The organism is Methylosinus sp. is20ea, from assembly GCF_059718135.1.
Genome location: NZ_AP046088.1, coordinates 1098698 through 1117537, shown reverse-complemented (window position 1 = coordinate 1117537; position 18840 = coordinate 1098698). Strand labels below are relative to the sequence as shown.

Annotated in this window: 9 protein-coding genes; 3 read left to right on the top strand and 6 right to left on the bottom strand. The window is 67.2% G+C overall.

The window, feature by feature from the left end; translation table 11 throughout:
• Positions 1-7: 7 nt before the first annotated feature.
• The 6 genes from ccoP to AC6IY7_RS05035 form a co-directional block, all read right to left on the bottom strand.
• Entirely contained in the window at positions 8-895 is an 888-nt protein-coding gene (ccoP, locus tag AC6IY7_RS05060; protein ID WP_497781986.1) for a cytochrome-c oxidase, cbb3-type subunit III, read from the bottom strand.
• A gap of 4 nt (positions 896-899) precedes the next feature.
• Positions 900-1052, bottom strand: coding sequence for a cbb3-type cytochrome c oxidase subunit 3 (locus AC6IY7_RS05055; protein WP_497781985.1), 153 nt, complete (start codon positions 1050-1052; stop codon positions 900-902).
• Positions 1053-1055: 3 nt separating this feature from the next.
• Positions 1056-1814, bottom strand: a complete 759-nt coding sequence (gene ccoO / locus AC6IY7_RS05050) for a cytochrome-c oxidase, cbb3-type subunit II (protein ID WP_497781983.1) — start codon at positions 1812-1814, stop codon at positions 1056-1058.
• 13 nt (positions 1815-1827) lie between these two features.
• A complete protein-coding gene (ccoN, locus tag AC6IY7_RS05045) occupies positions 1828-3483 on the bottom strand; it encodes a cytochrome-c oxidase, cbb3-type subunit I (RefSeq protein ID WP_497781981.1) in 1656 nt (551 codons plus the stop codon).
• 344 nt (positions 3484-3827) lie between these two features.
• On the bottom strand, positions 3828-4298 hold the full coding sequence (locus tag AC6IY7_RS05040; RefSeq protein WP_497781979.1) for an SH3 domain-containing protein: 471 nt from the start codon (positions 4296-4298) through the stop codon (positions 3828-3830).
• A 162-nt stretch (positions 4299-4460) separates the two neighbouring features.
• Positions 4461-4850, bottom strand: a complete 390-nt coding sequence (locus AC6IY7_RS05035; protein WP_497781978.1) for an SH3 domain-containing protein — start codon at positions 4848-4850, stop codon at positions 4461-4463.
• 386 nt (positions 4851-5236) lie between these two features.
• Here AC6IY7_RS05035 and AC6IY7_RS05030 point away from each other — a divergent pair, with 386 nt between their 5' ends.
• The 3 genes from AC6IY7_RS05030 to AC6IY7_RS05020 all read left to right on the top strand — a co-directional run bounded on the left by AC6IY7_RS05030 (position 5237) and on the right by AC6IY7_RS05020 (position 18794).
• Complete coding sequence (locus AC6IY7_RS05030) at positions 5237-10393, top strand: hypothetical protein (RefSeq protein WP_497781977.1); 5157 nt, start codon at positions 5237-5239, stop codon at positions 10391-10393.
• A gap of 206 nt (positions 10394-10599) precedes the next feature.
• Entirely contained in the window at positions 10600-16446 is a 5847-nt protein-coding gene (locus tag AC6IY7_RS05025) for an alpha-2-macroglobulin (protein ID WP_497781975.1), read from the top strand.
• A 203-nt stretch (positions 16447-16649) separates the two neighbouring features.
• Positions 16650-18794, top strand: coding sequence for a transglycosylase domain-containing protein (locus AC6IY7_RS05020; protein ID WP_497781973.1), 2145 nt, complete (start codon positions 16650-16652; stop codon positions 18792-18794).
• The last annotated feature ends 46 nt before the right edge of the window (positions 18795-18840 follow it).

Sequence of the window (18840 nt, the reverse complement as noted above, 5' to 3'; positions counted from 1 at the left end):
CTCTCCCTCACTCGCCGCCGCCGAGCGTATGCACATAGATGGCGAGCGCCTTGATCGTCGGCTCGTCGAGGCGATCCTTCCACGCCGGCATCACGCCGCCGCCGCCATTGGCGATGCGGCTTGCGATCGTCTCCTTATCCGATCCGAACAGCCAGAGAGCGTCGGTGAGATTGGGCGCGCCCATGTCGCGATTGCCCTTGCCGTCGACGCCATGGCAGACCGAGCAATTGTCGTCGAAGAGCCTCGCGCCCTGCGGCGTCGCCTTGCCGCCGGGCAGCTTCGCCATCGCGCGCACTTGATCGGCGACGATGGAGATTTGCGTGGCGTCGAGCATTCCGTCGCGGCCGAAGGCGGGCATGGTCTCGGTGCGCGTCTCCTTGTCGGCGTCCCAGCGCACGCCATGCTCTATGGTGCGGCGAATGTCGGAGAGCTTGCCGCCCCACAGCCAATCATCGTCATTGAGATTGGGATAGCCCTTCGCGCCTTGCGCGCCGGCGCCATGGCAGCCGGCGCAATTATTGGCGAAGGCCGCCGCGCCCAATGCGCGCACGGCGCTGAGCAATTGCGGCCGCGCCTCGATCTCCTCGAGCGGCGCATTGGCGAGCTGCTCCAGCACCGGGCCACGAATCTCGGTCAGCTGCTCGATGTCGCGCGCGACCGAAGCGCGCGAATGCCAGCCGAGCAATCCCTGCGTTCCGCCGGAAAGCGTCGGCAGCGCCGGATAGGCCAGAAAATAGCCGATCGACCATAGGATCGTCGCATAGAAGGTGACGACCCACCAGCGCGGCAGCGGCGTGTCGAGCTCTTCGATGCCGTCCCATTCATGGCCGGTGGTCTTTGTCTTGGTGTGCGGATCGATGCGGACCGCGTCGCTTTCAGCTTGTCGCGTCGACATGTCTTCAATCCTCCCGCAATGGCGTCTCGGCCGCCCGTCGGAATTTTTCGCGATTGGACGGCCACAGCGCATAGGCCAGGACTCCGGCGAACAGCAGAACGAAGAAGAAAAGGCCCGAACTCGCCGAAATCTCTCGCCACGATTCGTAAGTGGTCATGGCTCACCTCACATTCACTGCGGCTTTGTCGTCATAGAGCTTGAAATTCACCGAGACGCCGAGATGCTGCAGATAGGCGATCAGAGCATCCTCCTCGGTGATCCCGTTCTTGGCCGCCTGGTCGTAGACGAGCGCGTTGGGATAGCGTCGACGCAGCGCCTCGGCGCCCGGATCGTCCGGCGCGCTCTGCGCGGAAAGATCGGCCACGGCGTTGTCGATCTGCGCATCCGTATAGGGCACGCCGACGAGACGCAGCGTTTTCATCTGCTCTACGATATGCGCGGAGTCGAGCGGCGTCTGCGCGAGGAAGGGATAGCCCGGCATGATCGAAGTGGGGACGACGGAGCGCGGATCGCGCAAATGGTCGCGGTGCCAATCATTGGAATAGCGGCCGCCGACGCGCGCGAGATCGGGGCCGTTGCGCTTGGAGCCCCATTGGAACGGATGGTCATACATGCTCTCGGCCGCGAGCGAATAATGGCCGTAGCGCTCCACCTCGTCGCGCAAGGGGCGGATCATCTGCGAATGGCAGGTGTAGCAGCCTTCGCGCACATAGATGTTGTAGCCGGAAAGCTCGAGCGGCGAATAGGGCCGCACGCCCTCCACCTTCTCGATCGTGTTGTGGAGATAGAAGAGCGGCACGATCTCGATGATTCCGCCGATCGAGACGAGCAGCAGGATCGCCAGCAGAAGCAGGATCGAATTGGTCTCGAGCCGCTTCTGCAAGCCGCCGGTGGGCTCATTGCGCGCAATGTCGGACATGTCTCTCCTCCTCTTATTGCGCGGCCACGGGAATGGACGAGAACTCGGCGGCGCGGTCCGCCGACGGCGAGCGAATAGTCTTGTAGATGTTGTAGACCATGATCAGCGCGCCGATGAGGAAGAGGCCGCCGCCAGCCGCGCGGATCACATATTCTGGATGCAGCGCGTCGGTGGTCTCGATGAAGGAATATTCCAAGAATCCCTGCGGCGTATACGCGCGCCACATCAGTCCTTGCATGATGCCCGCCACCCACATCGCCGAAATGTAGAAGACGATGCCGATCGTCGCGATCCAGAAGTGCCAGTCGACGAGCTTCAGCGAATAGAGCGGCCGCGCGAACACCCAGGGAATGAGGCAATAGAGCGCGCCGAAGGAGACGAAGCCGACCCAGCCGAGGCTTCCCGAATGCACATGGCCTATGCCCCAATCGGTGTAATGCGAGAGCGCATTCACCGCTTTGACCGACATCAGCGGGCCCTCGAATGTCGACATTCCGTAGAAGGCGACGGAGACGACGAGCATGCGCAGCACAGGGTCGGTGCGCAGGCGGTCCCAGGCGCCGGACAATGTCATGAGGCCGTTGATCATGCCGCCCCAGGAGGGCATCCACAGCATGATCGAGAAGGTCATGCCGAGCGTCTGCGCCCAATCGGGCAGAGCGGTGTAGTGCAGATGATGCGGCCCGGCCCAGATGTAGAGGAAGATCAACGCCCAGAAATGGACGATGGAGAGGCGATAGGAATAGATCGGCCGCTCGGCGCGCTTGGGCACGAAATAATACATTATGCCGAGAAAGCCGGCAGTGAGGAAGAAGCCGACGGCGTTATGGCCATACCACCATTGGATCATCGCATCCTGCACGCCGGACCAGACGATCACTGATTTCGGCGAGAAGATCGAGATCGGAATCTCGGTGTTGTTGCCGAGCACCAGCACCGCGACCGTCACGATGAAGGCGAGATAGAACCAATTGGCGACATAGATGTGCGGCTCCTCGCGCTTGGCCAATGTCGCGAGAAAGACGATGAGATAGACGACCCAGACCACGACGAGCCAGAGGATCGCATACCATTCCGGCTCGGCGTATTCGTGCCCGCGGGTGACGCCGAGCAAATAGCCGGTGCCGGCGATGAGGATGAAGAAATTATAGCCGAGCACGACGAACCAGGGCGCGAGATCGCCGGCGAGCCGCGTGCGGCAGGTGCGTTGCACGACATAGAAAGACGTCGCGAGCAGCACATTGCCGCCGAAGGCGAAGATCACCGCCGATGTGTGCAACGGCCTCAGCCGCCCGAAATTGATCCAGGGCAGATCGAGATTGAAGGCCGGGAATGCGAGCTCCAGCGCGATATAGAGACCGACCGCGAAACCGGCGACGCCCCAGAATAATGCGGCGAGCGCGGTAAAGCGGATCGGGCCGTAATTATAATTCGGGCGTCCGTCGATGAGGCGCGGTGGCGGCTCCGCCTCACGCAGTTCGAAGCGCTTCAATAGCGCGAAGACTGCGACGATCGAGCCGACCGCGAACAGCGCGGCGTGGAACGCATAGGCCGGCGTATGCGCGCGCGAGGCGATGAAGCCGGCGAGCGTGGCGAAGGCGATGAAGAGAAGCGTTAACACGGCCTCGGGAAGTGTGACGGATTTTGCGGGAGCGTCGGTCGGCGCCATGGGAGGGATCCTCACAGACTGGCGGGAAGACTGCGTGCGCGTTTCGCGCCGCGCCGCATGTCTTTCGTCTTTGATCACGAGGAAGAGTCTATCGCTCTCACGGCGATGCGATTTGATATCGATCAAGAAAAGCGGCGCGCGCCCCGCGCTGCGCACAAATGTCACAGGCGAATGAAATCGAGGCGTTATTTTCCGCGGAATTCTGGGACTTTGGGAAGCGGGCGCCGCAACGCGCGAACGTCAAAAAACGAGACGCGCGCTTATTTGTCGCAAGGCGAAGCGTAAGGCGCGCGCGAAAATTCCGAATGCGAGATCGCGCAGTCGTAGCGATGATTTTCTCTGTGTCAGAACCAGCCGAAGCCCGGCCGCCAGGTCGCGTTGCGATACCAGGGCACATGTCCGCCGGGAAAACCGTAGCGCCATTGCGTGGCGCCGGTTCCCTCATATTCCCACGGGCCCGTGTACCAGGGGCCGGCGGAAACATAAGGATCATAGAGCGGCGGAATGTCGCGCCGCCATACATAGGCGCCGAGCGGCGGCAGGATCGGCGTCTCCACGGGACGCGCCGCTATATAGGCGAGCGCTTCTCGCGCGACATAGCCGTCCGCGCCCGCATAGGCGACGCGGCACCAAGCGGAGCGGCACGGGCCGACCTCGACGACAGCGAGAGCTGGAATGGCGAGAAGGGGCGTGAAATTCAGGCCAGGGCCGGAGCGCAGATTGACGATCTCGCCGACCTTGGCCGGCCGCGCGCCGGCCTGCGAGTCGGCAAAGAGCGCGATGGCGAAGAGGAAAAGAATGAAAGAAGAGCGCATGGGGCCTCGCTCGAAACGAAATTTCGAATAGATTCGACGAAAAATTCTATCATCGAAACGCCTACCATCGAAACGTCGATCACAGAAGCGAGAAGGCCGCATAGCGGTCGGCGCGCGGAAGCGTTTTCCGCGCGCCTGGATCGTTTGGCGTTCGCCCTTCGATCACTCGAAGATGCGCAGCGGAGCCGTGATGAGGCCGACCGGCGCGGCCACGGGCGTGATCGCGACCGCGGGAACCGGCGCGACAACGGCCACCGGAGCCGGGGCGACGACAACCGAGGTGACGACCGGCGCGATGACCACGGGCCGGGCGAGCAGCGTATTGGCGATGAAGCCGATCTTGCCTGCGTAGAACACACGCGACCAGCCGCCGATATGCCCATGCACCTCGACCACCGTCTGCGGCGGAATGGCGAGAATGGGCAGGAAGCCGACGCCCGGACCCGAGCGGAAGGCCGCGAGATCGGTGACGACGCGGGGGAAGGCCGCAGCGGAGCCGACCGAGCCGAGCAGCGCGGCGACGGCGAGGACGGATGCGATTTTCGATTTCATTCAAGACCTCCGTAATAGGCATGCCGTTCGGCAATCATGATGCCTCACGTCGGCGCAAGTAGCGCGCGGCCCGGCGCCCGACACGGGCGCGGCGCAAATTCACTTCTTCTCGAGGTTAACGGCGACGCGCGCGATCTCTTAGCGAAACGTCACATTCCGATCGCATTGTGCGCGAGCGCACGGCGGCGCCTCGAAAAAGCGCGTTTCCTCGGGCCCATCGAACGCAAGCCGCGAGAACAAGTCCGGTTCGACTCCGAGTCCTGCTCGACTCCCGAGTCCTGCTCGACTCCGGGTCCTGCTCGACTCCGGGTCCTGCTCGACTCGAAGAGAAGCGGCGGCGTAAGCTCGAGCGTGGCGCCTTTCGGCGCATCGCAGCGGAGGGTGTCATGTTGCGCATGATCGGGGCCTTGCTTCTGAAGATCGCGACCGCTTTCGCCATTTCCTGCCTGTCGCTCGGCGCATTCGTCTCTTATGCGGCGTCGGAGCCGGCTCCTTCCGCCAAGGCGCGCGTCGAGCAGCGTGCGGCCCCCGGCCGATTTTCGGCGAGCGAACTTCCGGCCGATCGCGACGGCGTCTCGCTTTTGACGATTCCGGCGCCCGGCCGCTACGCGATTTCCGCGCATAGCGCCTCGGGCGTGGCCATTGGGTTCGTCGATATGATCTCCGGCCCCGGCGAGACGTCCGGCGCCGCGGGCCAGCGCGACGGCCGTCTCGATCTGCTGCTCGACGCCGGCGTCTATAGACTGCGTGTCTTCGGCGCGAAGGGCGCGGCCGGCAAGGCGCGCCTCGCAGCGGAGGCTTTCCAGGAGCAGGGCGCGCGGGAGGCGCTCACGGGGGCCAAGACATTTTCCGCCGAGCTCGGCGATCTCGCCCAGCGCAGCTATTCGCTCGAGGTCGGGCCCTCGGGCCGCATCGCCGTCGAGGCGCTGGGCCGCGGCTTGCGCGATCTGCGTCTGTGGAAGGCGAGCGGAGAAATCGTCGATCTCGTCCCCGCGCGCGCGACTGTCGAGACGAAACCCGGCCGCTCGATGACGCGGTTGCGGCTGGAGGGCGCGGCCGAGCCCGGCCGCTATGTCGTGACCGCCTATGGCGGCGAGCCGATCGTCTGGCCGGAGGGCGGCGGCGCGCAGCCCTTTCTGCTGCGTCTCCTCGAGCCGGCCTCGCTCGCCGCGGGCGTCGCGAATGGGGTCATCGGCCCTTTCGGCTCGGCGCGTTTCGAGGCGCCGGCGAGTTCTGACACATTCCGCCTGGAGCTGCCCAAGCCCATCGCCGCCCGTCTCGAGGCGCGGCGCGGGGAGGGCGGCTCGGTTTCTTCCGCCGCCATGGACAAGACCAGCCGCGAGCCGGTCGTCGTCGTCTCGCTCGGCGGCGACGGCAAGACTTCGGGGCGGATAGAGGTGTCCGGCCTCGAGGGGCAGGCTTTCTCCTTGCGCGCCTTGCGCCGGGCGAGCCGCGCGCCGATCGAATCCGAAGGGCCCAATCTCGTCGCCTTGGACGTGGCCGGCGAGGGCGCCGACGAAGTCCCGGCGACCGCGCTGCTCGCGCGCACGGAGAATGGCAAGACGCGCGTTCTCGCCGCCGATCTGCCGAAACTGGGGGGCGGCCGCGCCTATCGCGGTCGTTTCAATCTGCGCGGCCCGACGACTCTGCTGTTTGAGGCCACCGACAGCGGGCCAGTGGCGATCAATGTGAAAGGGCCGCGGGTCCGCGCCGTCATCGAGCCCGCCTTCGGCGCCTTCGCGCCACGCGCCGATGGGCGCCTGCCGAGCCGCTACGATCTTCAGGCCGGCTTCTATGTTCTGTCCCTCGAGCCGTTCGAGGGCGCCGTCGGCATTGTCGATCTGACGCTCGGCCCTCCTGGCCTCACGCCCGATCTTCCGCCGTCGCCGCCGGCTCGCGCGGTGATCTCCTTCGGCGAGCAGAAGCTCGACAGGGCGGGCTCTTATTTCATTCTCGCCAATGTCGCGCCGGGGCTTCTCACTGGGCCCCGCGTGATCGCTCTGCCGGCCGATCTCGAGAAAGGCGCGGCGCCTTTGTGGCGGCCCGCCTCGACGGAATATCTGCTGCCGGTCCGCACGCCGCGCGGCGGCAAGATTCTCGTCGTCGACGACAAGGGCGCGAGCGCGCCCGCCGTGATCGCCGAGGAGAAAAGCGAGAACGACAATCGCTTCGCGACCATCCGCCTCCCGGCGCGAGCGGAGCCGGGGGCGCTCGCCCTCGTCTATTCGCGCGACGTCGAGCCGGCGGCGGCTTCCGAGGCGGCGACGGAGCGCCCGCCGGCGGCGATCTCCGCGGCCAGGCCCGCCTGGTTCGATCTCTCCCGCGACGAGACGCGGGAGTTTCGTTTCGATGTTTCAGAGGGTGGGCTCTATCGCGTCGAGACGCTGGGGCGGCTGCAGACGCGGCTCGCGCTCGGCGCCGCTGTCGCGCCGCGTCTCGGCGAGGGCGAGGACAATGGCCCCGGCCATAATGCGCTGGTGACGAGCTATTTGCGCGCCGGCGCCTATCGCGCCGCCGTCACCGCGCGCGAATCCTCGGGCCATCTCGGCCTTTCGGTGAAGAGCGTGGCCATGGCGACGACGGCGCCCATCGTCGGCGAAGGCGCCGCGCGCGCGGCGCTCGACGGCGGCCGCGGCGCCATCGTGCCGATCGACATTCCCGAGGACGGACTCTATCGGCTCGATCTCACCGGCCTCGGCAAGGAGTGGCGCGCGCGGCTGGAGGAAGCCGATGGCTGGCCGCTCACGACGCCCGGCCCGCTCACGCGCCTCGCGCGCCGCTTCGAGAAGGGCTCCTATCGCCTCGTCGTGCTGCCGGAGGATGTCGAGGGCCGCTTCGTCGCGCGCCTGCGCAAAATCGCGACGCCGGCGCCGCTCGAGGGCCATGGCCCGCATGCGCTGCCCTTCGACGCGCCGCAGAAGCTGCAATGGCGCGAGCCCGTCGCCAAGGGCGCGCCGCGCGATCCGGATGTGTGGAGCTTCGCGCTCGCCGGAGAGTCGGATGTCGAGCTCGACATAGGCGACGGCATGGTCGCGGAGATTTTCGACGAGGCGCGCAGAAGCGTCGGCAAATTCGCCGCTGGCCGAAAATTTTCCGCCAGGCTCTCCGCCGGCGCCTATCGCCTCGAGGCGCGCAGCCTCGCCCATGACGATCGGCTCGATTACCGCATCTCGCTCGCCTCGAAGCAATTGCAGCCGGGCGCGCCGCGCTTCGTCGAATTGCCGGCGACTCTGCCCTTCGCCATAGCGCGCGATGGCGTCGTCGATATTGCGAGCTTCGGCGATAAGGAGCTGATCGGCGCGCTCGAGGACGAGACTGGCGCCGTGATCGAGCGGCTCGAGGGACGCGCGGAGGATTGGAACGTCTCGCTCTCGCGCCGCCTGCCCGCGGGCGCCTATCGTCTGCGGCTCGACGAGTTGAAGGGCGCGCCGCAGGCCGCGCGCGAATCGGAGGAGCAGAACGCCGAAGGCGAAGGCGAGAGCGCCGCTGCGGAAGGCGAGCCGGCCGTCGAAGAATCGGATGAGGCCGCCGAGCCGGAGGGTGTCGAGATTCGGCTTTCGCTTCCGGCGTCGGCGCCCGCCGACGAGCTGACGCTCACGGGCGTGAAAACGGTTTCCGGCGCCGGCGCGCATCAGCTCGCTCTCCCGACGGCGCAGGATGGGCGGTTGATGGTCGTCGCCGCGCAATCGACGCGCGAGACGGCGCTGTCGATCGAGAGGCGCGCGGCCGACGGGCGTTGGCGCGTCATCGGGCGCGAGCGCGGGCTTTCCCCTGTCGCCGCATGGCCGGCGGAGAGCGGCGAATGGCGCGCCGTGGCCTGGACCATCGGCGGCGCCGATGCGCCCGTCACGCTCGCTGCGCGCAGCCTCGCGCGCTCGCAGCGCGGTTTCGGCGACATAGCTCTGGAGCCGGAGCCGATCGAAGGGCTCGCGACGAAAATCTGCGTCGGCCTCGTCGCGGCGCCGTCTTCCGCCCTCGTCACCATCGGCGCGGCGCCGGCTTCGCTCGCTGCGGGCTCCACGCCGGGACATTTGCTCGCACAGACGGCGGCCGGCGCGCTGGCGCCGCAATCGGAGAGATTGTGGCTGCTCGCGCAGGGCGATTGCGCGGCCAAGGCGCGCGTCGCCGCCTTCGCGCCGAACGGCGCCGAAATTCCGCTCATTCTCGGCGAAGGCGAACGAGCCATTCTGCCTTTCGCGCCGCCGCCCACGGGCAAGGCGCGGCTTTGGCTCGCGCGCTCGGCCTTCGGCCAGCCGGGCGTCTCGGCCGGCCGCGGCTTCGCTGTCGCGTCGGGCGCGGCGCTGGCGCTCGCTGGCAAGGAGCCGCCGCGTCTATGGAACGCCGGCAGCGACGAGCCGCTGCGCCTCACAGCGCAGGCGATCGATGTCGCTCTCGCCGCGCCCATCCGGGCCGGCGCGCTGTTTTCCGGCGTCATCCCGCCCTTCTCCGCCCAGCCTGTCGCCTTCGACGGCGCCGGCGCGCTGTCGCTCGATCTCGCCAGCGGCCTCGCCGCCATCTCCGCGCCGGAGGAGGCGCGCCGCTTCGCGGCTTTCGCCGACGCCGCTCCGCTCTCGCGTCGTTTCGAGGGCGCCCGCGCGCTCTGGCTCGTCAATCTCACCGATAAGCCCGCCCCGGCGCGCGTCGCTTTGTCGTTCGAGCGCTATGAGCCGCTCGTGGCGGGCAAGGCCGTCAAACGCTTCTTCGGCGCCGCCGGGGAGACGTCTCAACTCGTCGAGGCGCAGCCCGGCGATCGGCTCGTCACAGCCGGCGGCGAGGCGGTCTTCGTCGGCGCCGATGGGCGCGTGCTGCGCGGCCGCTCGCTTCTGCTCGGCGGGCCCGGCGAGGTCACGATCACCCATGCGCCGGGCCTCGTCGCCGCCTGGCTCGAGCGCGCCGGCAAATCGCCCTGGCCCGCAGCCGCGCCGCGCGATGTGACGGCGCCTTTCGCCGCGACGCTCAATGGCGAGGCGCAGGCTTTCGCGCTCGATGTGAGCGCGCCCGTCGTCCTCGACATTCGCGCGAGCGCGCCGGCCATCGTCGCCGTCACCCAGAATGGCGCGCGCGCGGTCGAGACCTTCCCCTCCGGCGTGGAGCTGCATCGCTATGCGGCGCCCGGCCGCGCGCTCGTCGAGATCTATTCGCCGCATGACGGCGCGCTGTCGGGAACGCTGACGATTGCGACGACGCCGGTCATCCCCGTGACGGACGGCGTCAATGATCTCGTCGCGCTCGCGCCGGCGGGCGGCGCGCTCTTCTCCTTCGAGGTGACGAAGGCCGGCGAGATCGGCCTCGGCCTGCGCGCAGAGCCGGACCGCGCCGAGCTGCGCCTCTTCGACGCCGCCGGCAAGACGCTCGGCGAAGGCGCCGCGCAAATCCTTCGCCTCGAGCCCGGCCGCTATTTCGTCGAGGCGCGCGCGCCCGCCGACGCGCCGGCGACGACATTGCGCCTCGCGCTGCGCGGCCTCGCCCCGCCGCCCTCCGGCCCGCCGCCGGAGGTCGTCGCGGAATTTCTGGAGAAGGCCGGAAGAAAGAGCGGCAGATGACGCCGCTCCGCTCTCTGTGCTTCCGTCGATCGACAAAGGCCAAAAATCCCATTCGAGGCGCGGCGATGAAACGCTTCCGAGCTTTGTTCCACATTCCATCCGTCGTCATCGCGAGCGACGCGAAGCGATCCAGAACCCTGCGGCCCCTCTATCGCTTCGTCGCTGCGCTCTTCGCGATGACGCCCGCACATTGCAAAGGAATTCGGATGCGCTCGCCGTTCGCGCTGCTGCTGCTCGCTTGTCTCTTCCTCTCCGCGCCGCTGCGCGCCGAGCCGCAGTCCTTCGATCAATTGCGCCGCGCCGATGGGGCGCGAATCGTGCCGGATAAATTTCTGCGCAGCTTCGACCCCATCACCGTCTTCTTCGAGCGCGACGTCGGCCCCAAGGCCGGCGGGCCGGAAGACGCGCATGAGAAATTCGTGAAGCTCACGGGCGAGCCGGCCGGCGAATGGCGCTGGATCGGCGCGCGCGCGTTGCAATTTCGTCCCGCTGAGCCATGGAAGCCGCTGCAGCGCGTCGAGATCGACGCCGGCGCCGCCGCGACGCGGCTCGTCGCGCTGCTGCCGACGCCCTCCTCGACGACTCCCACGCAAAGCGCCGATCCGATCTCCGATCTCGAGCAGATCACGCTCACTTTTCCCGAGCCTGTCGACATCGCCGCGCTCGCGCGCCTGCTGACGATCGAATTGCGTCCGGCGCCTGGAATCTCGCCGCTCGGCGGGCAGCTTCTGACGGCGAAGGATTACGACATTCGCCCGCTGGAGCGCGCCGATCGCAACGCCGCGCAGAGCGTCGCCATACGTTTGCGCGAGACGATCCGCGACGGACGCGTCGCGATATTGCGTTTGAAGCTCGCCGACGAACCCGGCCTAGACGACGAGATTTTCGAATTGCGCGCGCGCTCCGCCGCGCCTTTTTCCGTCACCGAGGCGAGCTGCGGCCGCGGCTGGAGCGACGACAAGCAAGATGGCGTGCTGCGCTGCGCCTTCGGCTATGCCGTCGCGCCGTCGTCGACCTCTTCTTCCGAGGGAGAGGAAGACTCCGCGCCGGTCTCCAATTATCAGCCGGCCAATCGTCGTCGGCTGACGCTGACCTTCAGCGAGCAGCCGGACGAGATCGACATTCTCCGCGCGCGAGAGGCGCTGCGCATCTCGCCGCCGGTCGATGATCTCTCCGTCGAGATCGACCGCAAGCGGCTCAATATCTATGGCAAGTTTCTCTCCGATCGCGTCTATGAGCTCGCGCTCGCGCCCGCCGCGCTTCGCGACATCAGAAAGCGCGCGCTCGCCTCGCGCTTCTCGCAGCGCTTCGCTTTCGACCGCGACAGGCCGGCGCTCGCATGGGACGCCGCGCAGGGAATCGTCGAGCGTTTCGGCCCGCAATTGCTGCCGCTGCGCGGACGCGGCTATGACCGCGCCGATATTCGCATTCACGCGATCGATCCGCTGGCGCGCGACTTCTGGCCTTTTCCCAAGAGCGGCGTCGAGACGGACGATTCCGCCGCGCCGCCGCTGCCCGGCAATGAGCCCGCGCATTGGGGCGAGACGGACGCGCCGGAGGCCTCGGCGATCGTCGAGCGCATAAAATCCTTGGGCTCGCCCGCCGTCTCGGCGCTTCTCGATCTGCCGATCCGCCGCAACGGCGCCGATGCGAAATTCGGCCTCGATCTTTCCAATGAATTCGCCAAGATCGCCGGCGCCGGACAGGCGGGGACCTATCTCATCGGCCTGCGCGCCGTGGACGAGAAGAAGCGCCACTGGCTGCGCGCGCAAGTGACCGATCTCTCGCTCAGCGCGATAGAGGAGCGCGCGCGCGTGCGCTTCGCCGTCACCTCTCTCTCGACCGCGCAGCCGGCAGCCGGGGCGGAGGTACGGCTCGAGGGTGTGAAGGGCGATAAATTCGTCACGCTCGCGCGCGGGATCACCGACAGTTCCGGCTTTTTCGCCTATGATCCCGGCAAGCGCGCGGAAGCGGATGTGCGCCGCATCGTCGTGACCAAGGGGCTCGACACGCTCGTGATCGACGCCAATGACGGTCCTTCCGAATATGCGCGCGAGAATTGGACGAAGCCCGACGGCGCCTGGCTCGCCTGGACCGCCAATCCTGGAGAGCCACGCAAAGACGAGCCGCGCACGCTCTGCCATGTCTTCGCCGAGCGGCCGATCTACCGGCCCGAGGAGCCGGTGCACATCAAAGGTTTCGTGCGCTCCTATCGCGACGGCGCGCTGGCCATCGCCAAAGCCGGCGGAACGCTCGTCGTCTCCGGGCCCGGCAGTCAGGAATGGCGCATTCCGGTGAAGCTCGACGCGGCGGGAAGCTTCTATCACAAATTCGACGCGCAGACGCCGGCGACCGGCGATTATGCGCTGCGCTTCGAGCCCGACGGCGCGAAGCAAAAAGAGAAGAAGGACGAGAAGAGCGAGGACGCCGACGCGCCGAATGAGAACGCGCAAGCCGAGGGCGACACGCAGACTGTTTCCTGCGGACAGTTTCCGTTCAAGAAGGAGGCCTATCGCCTGCCGACTTTCGAGGTCGTGCTGAACGCGCCACAGATCGTGCCGCTCGACGGCGAGTTCAATGTCGATCTCGTCGCGCGCTATTTCGCCGGCGGGCTCGTCTCCGAGCGGCCGGTGAAATGGCGCGCCGTGCAATTCCCGCATGTCTTCCAGCCGCCGGGGCGCGAGGGCTTTCTGTTCTCGACCGACGCGCGCTTTTCGGGCGAGAGCAAGTTCAAATCCTCGCCCGTGCTGGAGCGCGACGCGCGCACCGACGCCGGCGGCGCTTCGCGCATGACCTTCGACACGACGATCGAGCCGACCGCGCAGCCGCGCCGCTATTCGATCGAGGCGACCGTCACGGGCGACGATGGGCTGGAAGTGCGCAATGTGCAGAATGTGATCGCCGTGCCGCCTTTCGTGCTCGGTGTGAAGCTTCCGCGCTATGTCGAGCGGCCCGGCGTGGTGACGCCGGAATTCCTCGCGCTCGACGGCAAGGGCGAGGCGGTGGACGGCCTGCCCGTTACTCTGCGCTTCATCAAGCGCAATTGGACGTCGACGCTGCAAGCGTCGGACTTCGCGCAGGGCGCGGCGAAATATGTGACGCAGGTGATCGAGGACACGATCCTGGAGCGCAAGCTGACGAGCGCCAAGGAGGCGCAGAAGATCGAGCTGGAGGCGCGCGACGCCGGCGTCTATGTCGTGCAGCTCGAGGCCTATGACCGCATCGGCCGGCGCCAGCAGGTGAGCGTCGATTTCTTCGTCGGCGGCAATACGCCGGTCACTTTCCAGCGTCCGCCCGCTTCCACCGCGACGATCACGACCGACAAGCCATCCTATGCGCCGGGCGAGACGGCGACGCTCATCGTCCAATCGCCGTTCCAGAACGCCAGGGCGCTCGCGATCGTCGAGCAGCCGAATGGCGTGTTCGAATATCAGTTCATCGACATCGCCAATGGCTTCGGGCGTTACACGCTCAACCTTCGCAAGGAGCAGACTCCCAAGCTCGCCGTGCATTTCCTCGTCATGCGCGGGCGCCTGAAGGATAGCGCGCCGGCGCCGGCCTCCAATATCGACCAAGGCAAGCCGGTGACGATCGCCGCGACGAAATGGATCGAGGTGACGCCGGTCAAGAATATCGTGACGGCGAAGCTCGACTATCCCGCCAAGGCGCGTCCGGGGCAGGAGGTGGAGGTCACGCTGCGCTTGTCGGATGATCTCGGCAAGCCGCTCGCCGGCGAAGCGACATTCTGGATGGTCGATCAGGCGGTGCTGTCGCTCGCCAAGGAGCGGCCGCTCGATCCGCTGCCGGATTTCATCGTCGAGCGCGAGACCAGGCTCGCCGCGCGCGACACGCGCAATCTCGCCTTCGGCAAGATTCCGCTGGAGGAGATTCCCGGCGGCGACGCCGGCCTCGACGAATGGGGCGCGGAGACCAATGTCAGCGTGCGCAAGAATTTCACGCCCGTGCCGATCTATCTGCCGAGCGTGAAAGTGGGGCCCGACGGCGTCGCGAAGATAAAGGTGAAGCTGCCCGATACGCTCACCGTGTTCAAGCTGCGCGCCAAAGCGGTGAGCGGCGCGGATCGTTTCGGCTATGCGACGGGCGAGATGCTCATTCGTCAGGAGCTTGTCGCGCAGCCGCTGCTGCCGCGCTTCCTGCGCCCCGGCGATACGCTCGACGTGTCCGTGCTCGCGCGCGTCGTCGAAGGGCCCGGCGGCGGCGGCAGAGCGTCGATCGCGGCAGAGGGGCTGACGCTGGCGAGCAATGCGCCGCAGGTTTTCAGCTGGATCGCGAACAGACCGGCGCGCATAGATGTCGCCGCGAGCGTGCCGGAGCCGGCGCCCGGCAAGGAGAGCGTGACGCTGAATTTCCGCGTGGAGCGCGACGCCGATCATGCGCGCGACGCAGTGGAGATCGAACTGCCGATCCGGCCCGATCGTCTTCCGGTGTGGCGTTATGAGATCGTCGAGATCGCGCCGGGCGAGACGAAAACGCTCGCCGGCGCCTCCGACGAGGCGCGGCCGGGCTCCTTCCGCCGCGATGTGACGCTCGCCGGCGATCCGGCGCTGGTGAAGCTCGTCGCGGGGCTGAATGCGCTCGTCGAATATCCCTATGGCTGCACGGAGCAACGCCTCTCGCTCGCGCGCTCGGCGCTGGCGCTGAAGAATTTCACGCCCATCCTCTCGGCGGCGGGGCTGGAGAGCCGCCTTTCCGGCGATGTGCGCAACACGATTCGCGCGATCGATCAATCGGTCGACGCCGATGGTCTCGTCGCCTTCTGGCCGCGGTCGCGCGGAAATGTGTCGCTCACCGCCTGGGCCTATTCCTTCCTCGCCAGCGCCGAGCGGGCCGGCGAGCCGATCGACAAGCCGCTCGCCGATCGCCTCGCCAATGTGTTGAAACTGTCGCTGCGCTCGGATTATCCGCGCCTGCTCTCCGGTGAGGAATTGCGCGAGCGCGTCGAGGCGCTGATCGCGCTCGCCGAAGGCGGCAAGCTCGATGAGTCTTATGTGGCCGAGCTCTCGCGCCACGCCGATTTCATGCCGAACGCCAGCGTGGCGGAGCTGACCCGCGCCGCCGCGCGCGCGCAATCGGGCGATCGGCGCATTGTCGACGCGCTGCTCGATTCGCTGTGGAGCCGCGTGAAAATTCTCTCGCGCAATGGCGCGCAATATTATGCGGGGCAGGCGGCCGATGGCGGCAATCCGGTGATCCTGCCTTCAGAGACGCGCGCGCTCGCGGAGATGCTGCGCGCAGTCGCTGTCGCTTCGCCGTCGGACCCGCGCGCGGGCCTGCTGCGTGACGCGCTGCTGCGGTTGGGCGAGGGCGACGGCTGGGGCTCGACCAACGCCACCGCCGCGGCGATCGATGCGCTGGCGGAAGTCTGGCGGCGCCCGCAATCGCCCTTGGGTATCGCGCTTTCGCAGGAAGGCGCCGCGCCGGAGACGCTGACCCTCGACGCCAATAATCCGGTTTTGCGCAAGACGAGCGAGGCGCCTTCGGCGCTGACCATCGCCAATCGCGGATCGGCGCCGATCGTCGCGCTGGTCGAGACGCGCTATGAGCCGAAAGAGAGCGGCGCCAAGGCCGCGCCGGTGAGCGAAGGCTTCGCGCTGACGCGGGAGATATCGCGTGTGGGCAAGGCGGATGCGCCGCTGGAAAAAGTCGCGGCGGCGAATGGCGTCGTGAAGCTCGCTGTCGGCGATGTGATCGAGGAGACGGCGGAGCTCGTCAATCCGCAGGATCGTACCCATGTGGCGATCTCGCTGCCATTGCCGGCGGGCTTCGAGCCTTTGAATCCCAATCTCGCGACATCGCCCGCCGAGGCGCAGCCGTCGAGCGCGCCGACGCTCGCGCCGACCAGCGTCTCCTTCGGCGACGATCGCGTGTTCTATGCGTATGACTCCTTGCCCAAGGGCAGCTATCGCTTCGCCTTCCGCGCCAAGGCGCAGACGGCGGGCGCATTCACCGAGCCGCCGGGCGTCGTCGAGACGATGTATAAGAAGGGATTGCAGGCGCAGAGCGCGGGCAAGCGCGTGGAAATCGCGAAGTGAAGAAGGTTCGCGACCTCCTTCTCCCGCTTGGCGGGAGAAGGCAGCCCTCGCGTCAGCGAGGGTCGGATGAGGGGGCTGGCGGTTTCGAGGACCCTCATCCGTCGCGCATTCGCGCGACACCTTCTCCCGCGAGCGGGAGAAGGAGGGGGGCCGCTCTTTTCCTATTTTTCTTCATCATTGTCGGGCTCGTTCCTTTCGCGTTCTTGATTCACGCTGCCCTTTCGCGCGCTGTTCTCACCGCGCCGCGGGCAACGCCCATCGTCTATGATCGCAATGGCGTCTTTCTCACGCAGATCGGCGCGCATGACGCCGCGCGGATCGATTACGGCTATTGGCCGCTGCGCGAGATTCCGCCGCGCGTCGCGCTGGCGACACTCGCGCTCGAGGATCGCCGCTTCGCCGCGCATTCGGGTGTCGATGCGCGCGCCGTGCTGCGCGCGGCCTGGCGCAATCTCACCCGGCGCGGCCGCCGCGAGGGCGCCTCCACCATCGCCATGCAGATCGCGCGCATGCAGACTCCCGCGCCACGCGGGCTCTCGGCCAAGATCATGGAAGCGGCGACGGCGGTCGCGCTCGTCGCGCGGCATGGCCATGACGCCGTTCTCGCGCATTATCTGCGGCTCGCGCCCTATGGCAATGGCAGCCATGGAATCGCCCATGCCGCGCGCTTTTATTTCGACAAGCCGGTCGAGGATCTCTCGCTCGCCGAGATCGCTCTGCTCGCCGCGGTTCCGCAATCGCCGGGCCGCATGAATCTCTTTCGTGAGAGCGGGCTCGTTCTGGCTCGCGCGCGCGCCGCTCGCGCATTGAATTATCTCGCGTGCGAAAATCTCGTCGAGCGGGCGCAGATCGCGCTCGCGACAAAGCAGCTCGTGACGCTGCGGCCCATCGGCGCGGCGCGGCGGCCGGAGGCGCTGCATCTCTCGCTGCGCTATGAAAGGCTCGCGCGTGAAGGGCTTGTGGCGGCGGCTTTTCCGCATGATCCGCGCATCGCCGCCACCATCGATCTTTCGCTGCAGGAGAAGCTCGCGCAGCTCGCGCGGCGCTATCTCTCGCTCTGGCGTTCCGCCGGCGCGCGGCAGGTCGCGCTGATGGTGGTGGAGCGCGGCACGGGCGCCGTGCTCGCCGATATCGGCTCTTCCGACTATCGCGACCAGCGCGACGGCGCGATCGATTTCACGCGCGCGCTGCGCTCGCCCGGCTCGACGCTGAAGCCTTTCGTCTATGCGCTCGCTTTCGAGCGCGGCGCGCTCGAGGCGACGGATGTCGTCGCCGATGTTCCGGAAGGCGCATCCGGCGTCAACAACGCCGATGGCGTCTTCCTCGGTCCCATGCTGCCGCGTCAGGCGCTCGCCAATTCGCGCAATGTGCCGGCTGCCAATCTCATGCGCCGCGTCGGGCTCGACGCCAATTTCCAATTTCTGCACGATCTCGGCCTGCACGACCTCGAGGCGCCGGCGGAATCCTTCGGCCTCTCCATGGCGATCGGCGCGCTGCCGACGCGGCTCGAGCATTTGATGCGCGCCTATGGCGCGCTGGCCGAGGATGGCGTGCTGTCCGATCTCGTCTTCGCCAAAGAGCAGAAACGGCGCCGCTCCATTCGCGTGATGTCGAGCGACACGGCGCGGCTCGTCACCTCCATGCTCGCCGATCCGCTGGCGCGCCTGCCGAGCTTCCCGCGCTATGGGCCGCTCGAATATCCGTTCGCGGCGGCGGTGAAGACCGGCACGTCGCAATCCTTTCGCGACGCCTGGACCATCGCCTTTTCGCGCAAGGCCATTGTCGGCGTATGGATCGGCCGCGGCGACGCCGGGCCGATGAACCGGCTGAGCGGCGCCTCTTCCAGCGCGCGGCTCGCGCATGCGGCGCTGACGCTCGTCCATGGCGCGAAGCCCGGCGAGATCGAGCAGGACGCGTTTCCGCCGCCGCAGGGCCGCGTTCCGGTGGAGATGTGCCTTTCCGGCGGACGCAGCGATGGAGGCTGCGGCGAGACTCTGGTCGAATGGGTGAAGCCGGGCGGAGCGCCGCCGATGCGCGTCGCGATCGGCGGGACGGCGCGGCCGGCGCCGCTCGACGCCACAGTGGAGCTCGCCGTGACGACGCCCGAGCATCAAACGCATATATGGCGCAATCCAGAGCAGCCTGCGGCGCTGAACCGTCTCGCTCTGCGCGCTTCGGCGCCTGCCTCGGTGGAGCAGATTCTCTGGGTCGTGGACGGCAAGCCGTTTCTGCTGGCGGAGGCCGACAAGCCCGTCTACTGGCCCATGCAGCCGGGAACGCATCATATTCAGGCGCGTCTTCCGCTGCGGCCCGGCGCCTCGCGCGTCGTGGAGGTGACGATCGAGTAAGGTGGGCCGCCTCCACCTTTTCTTGACAATGGATCAGATATTTACC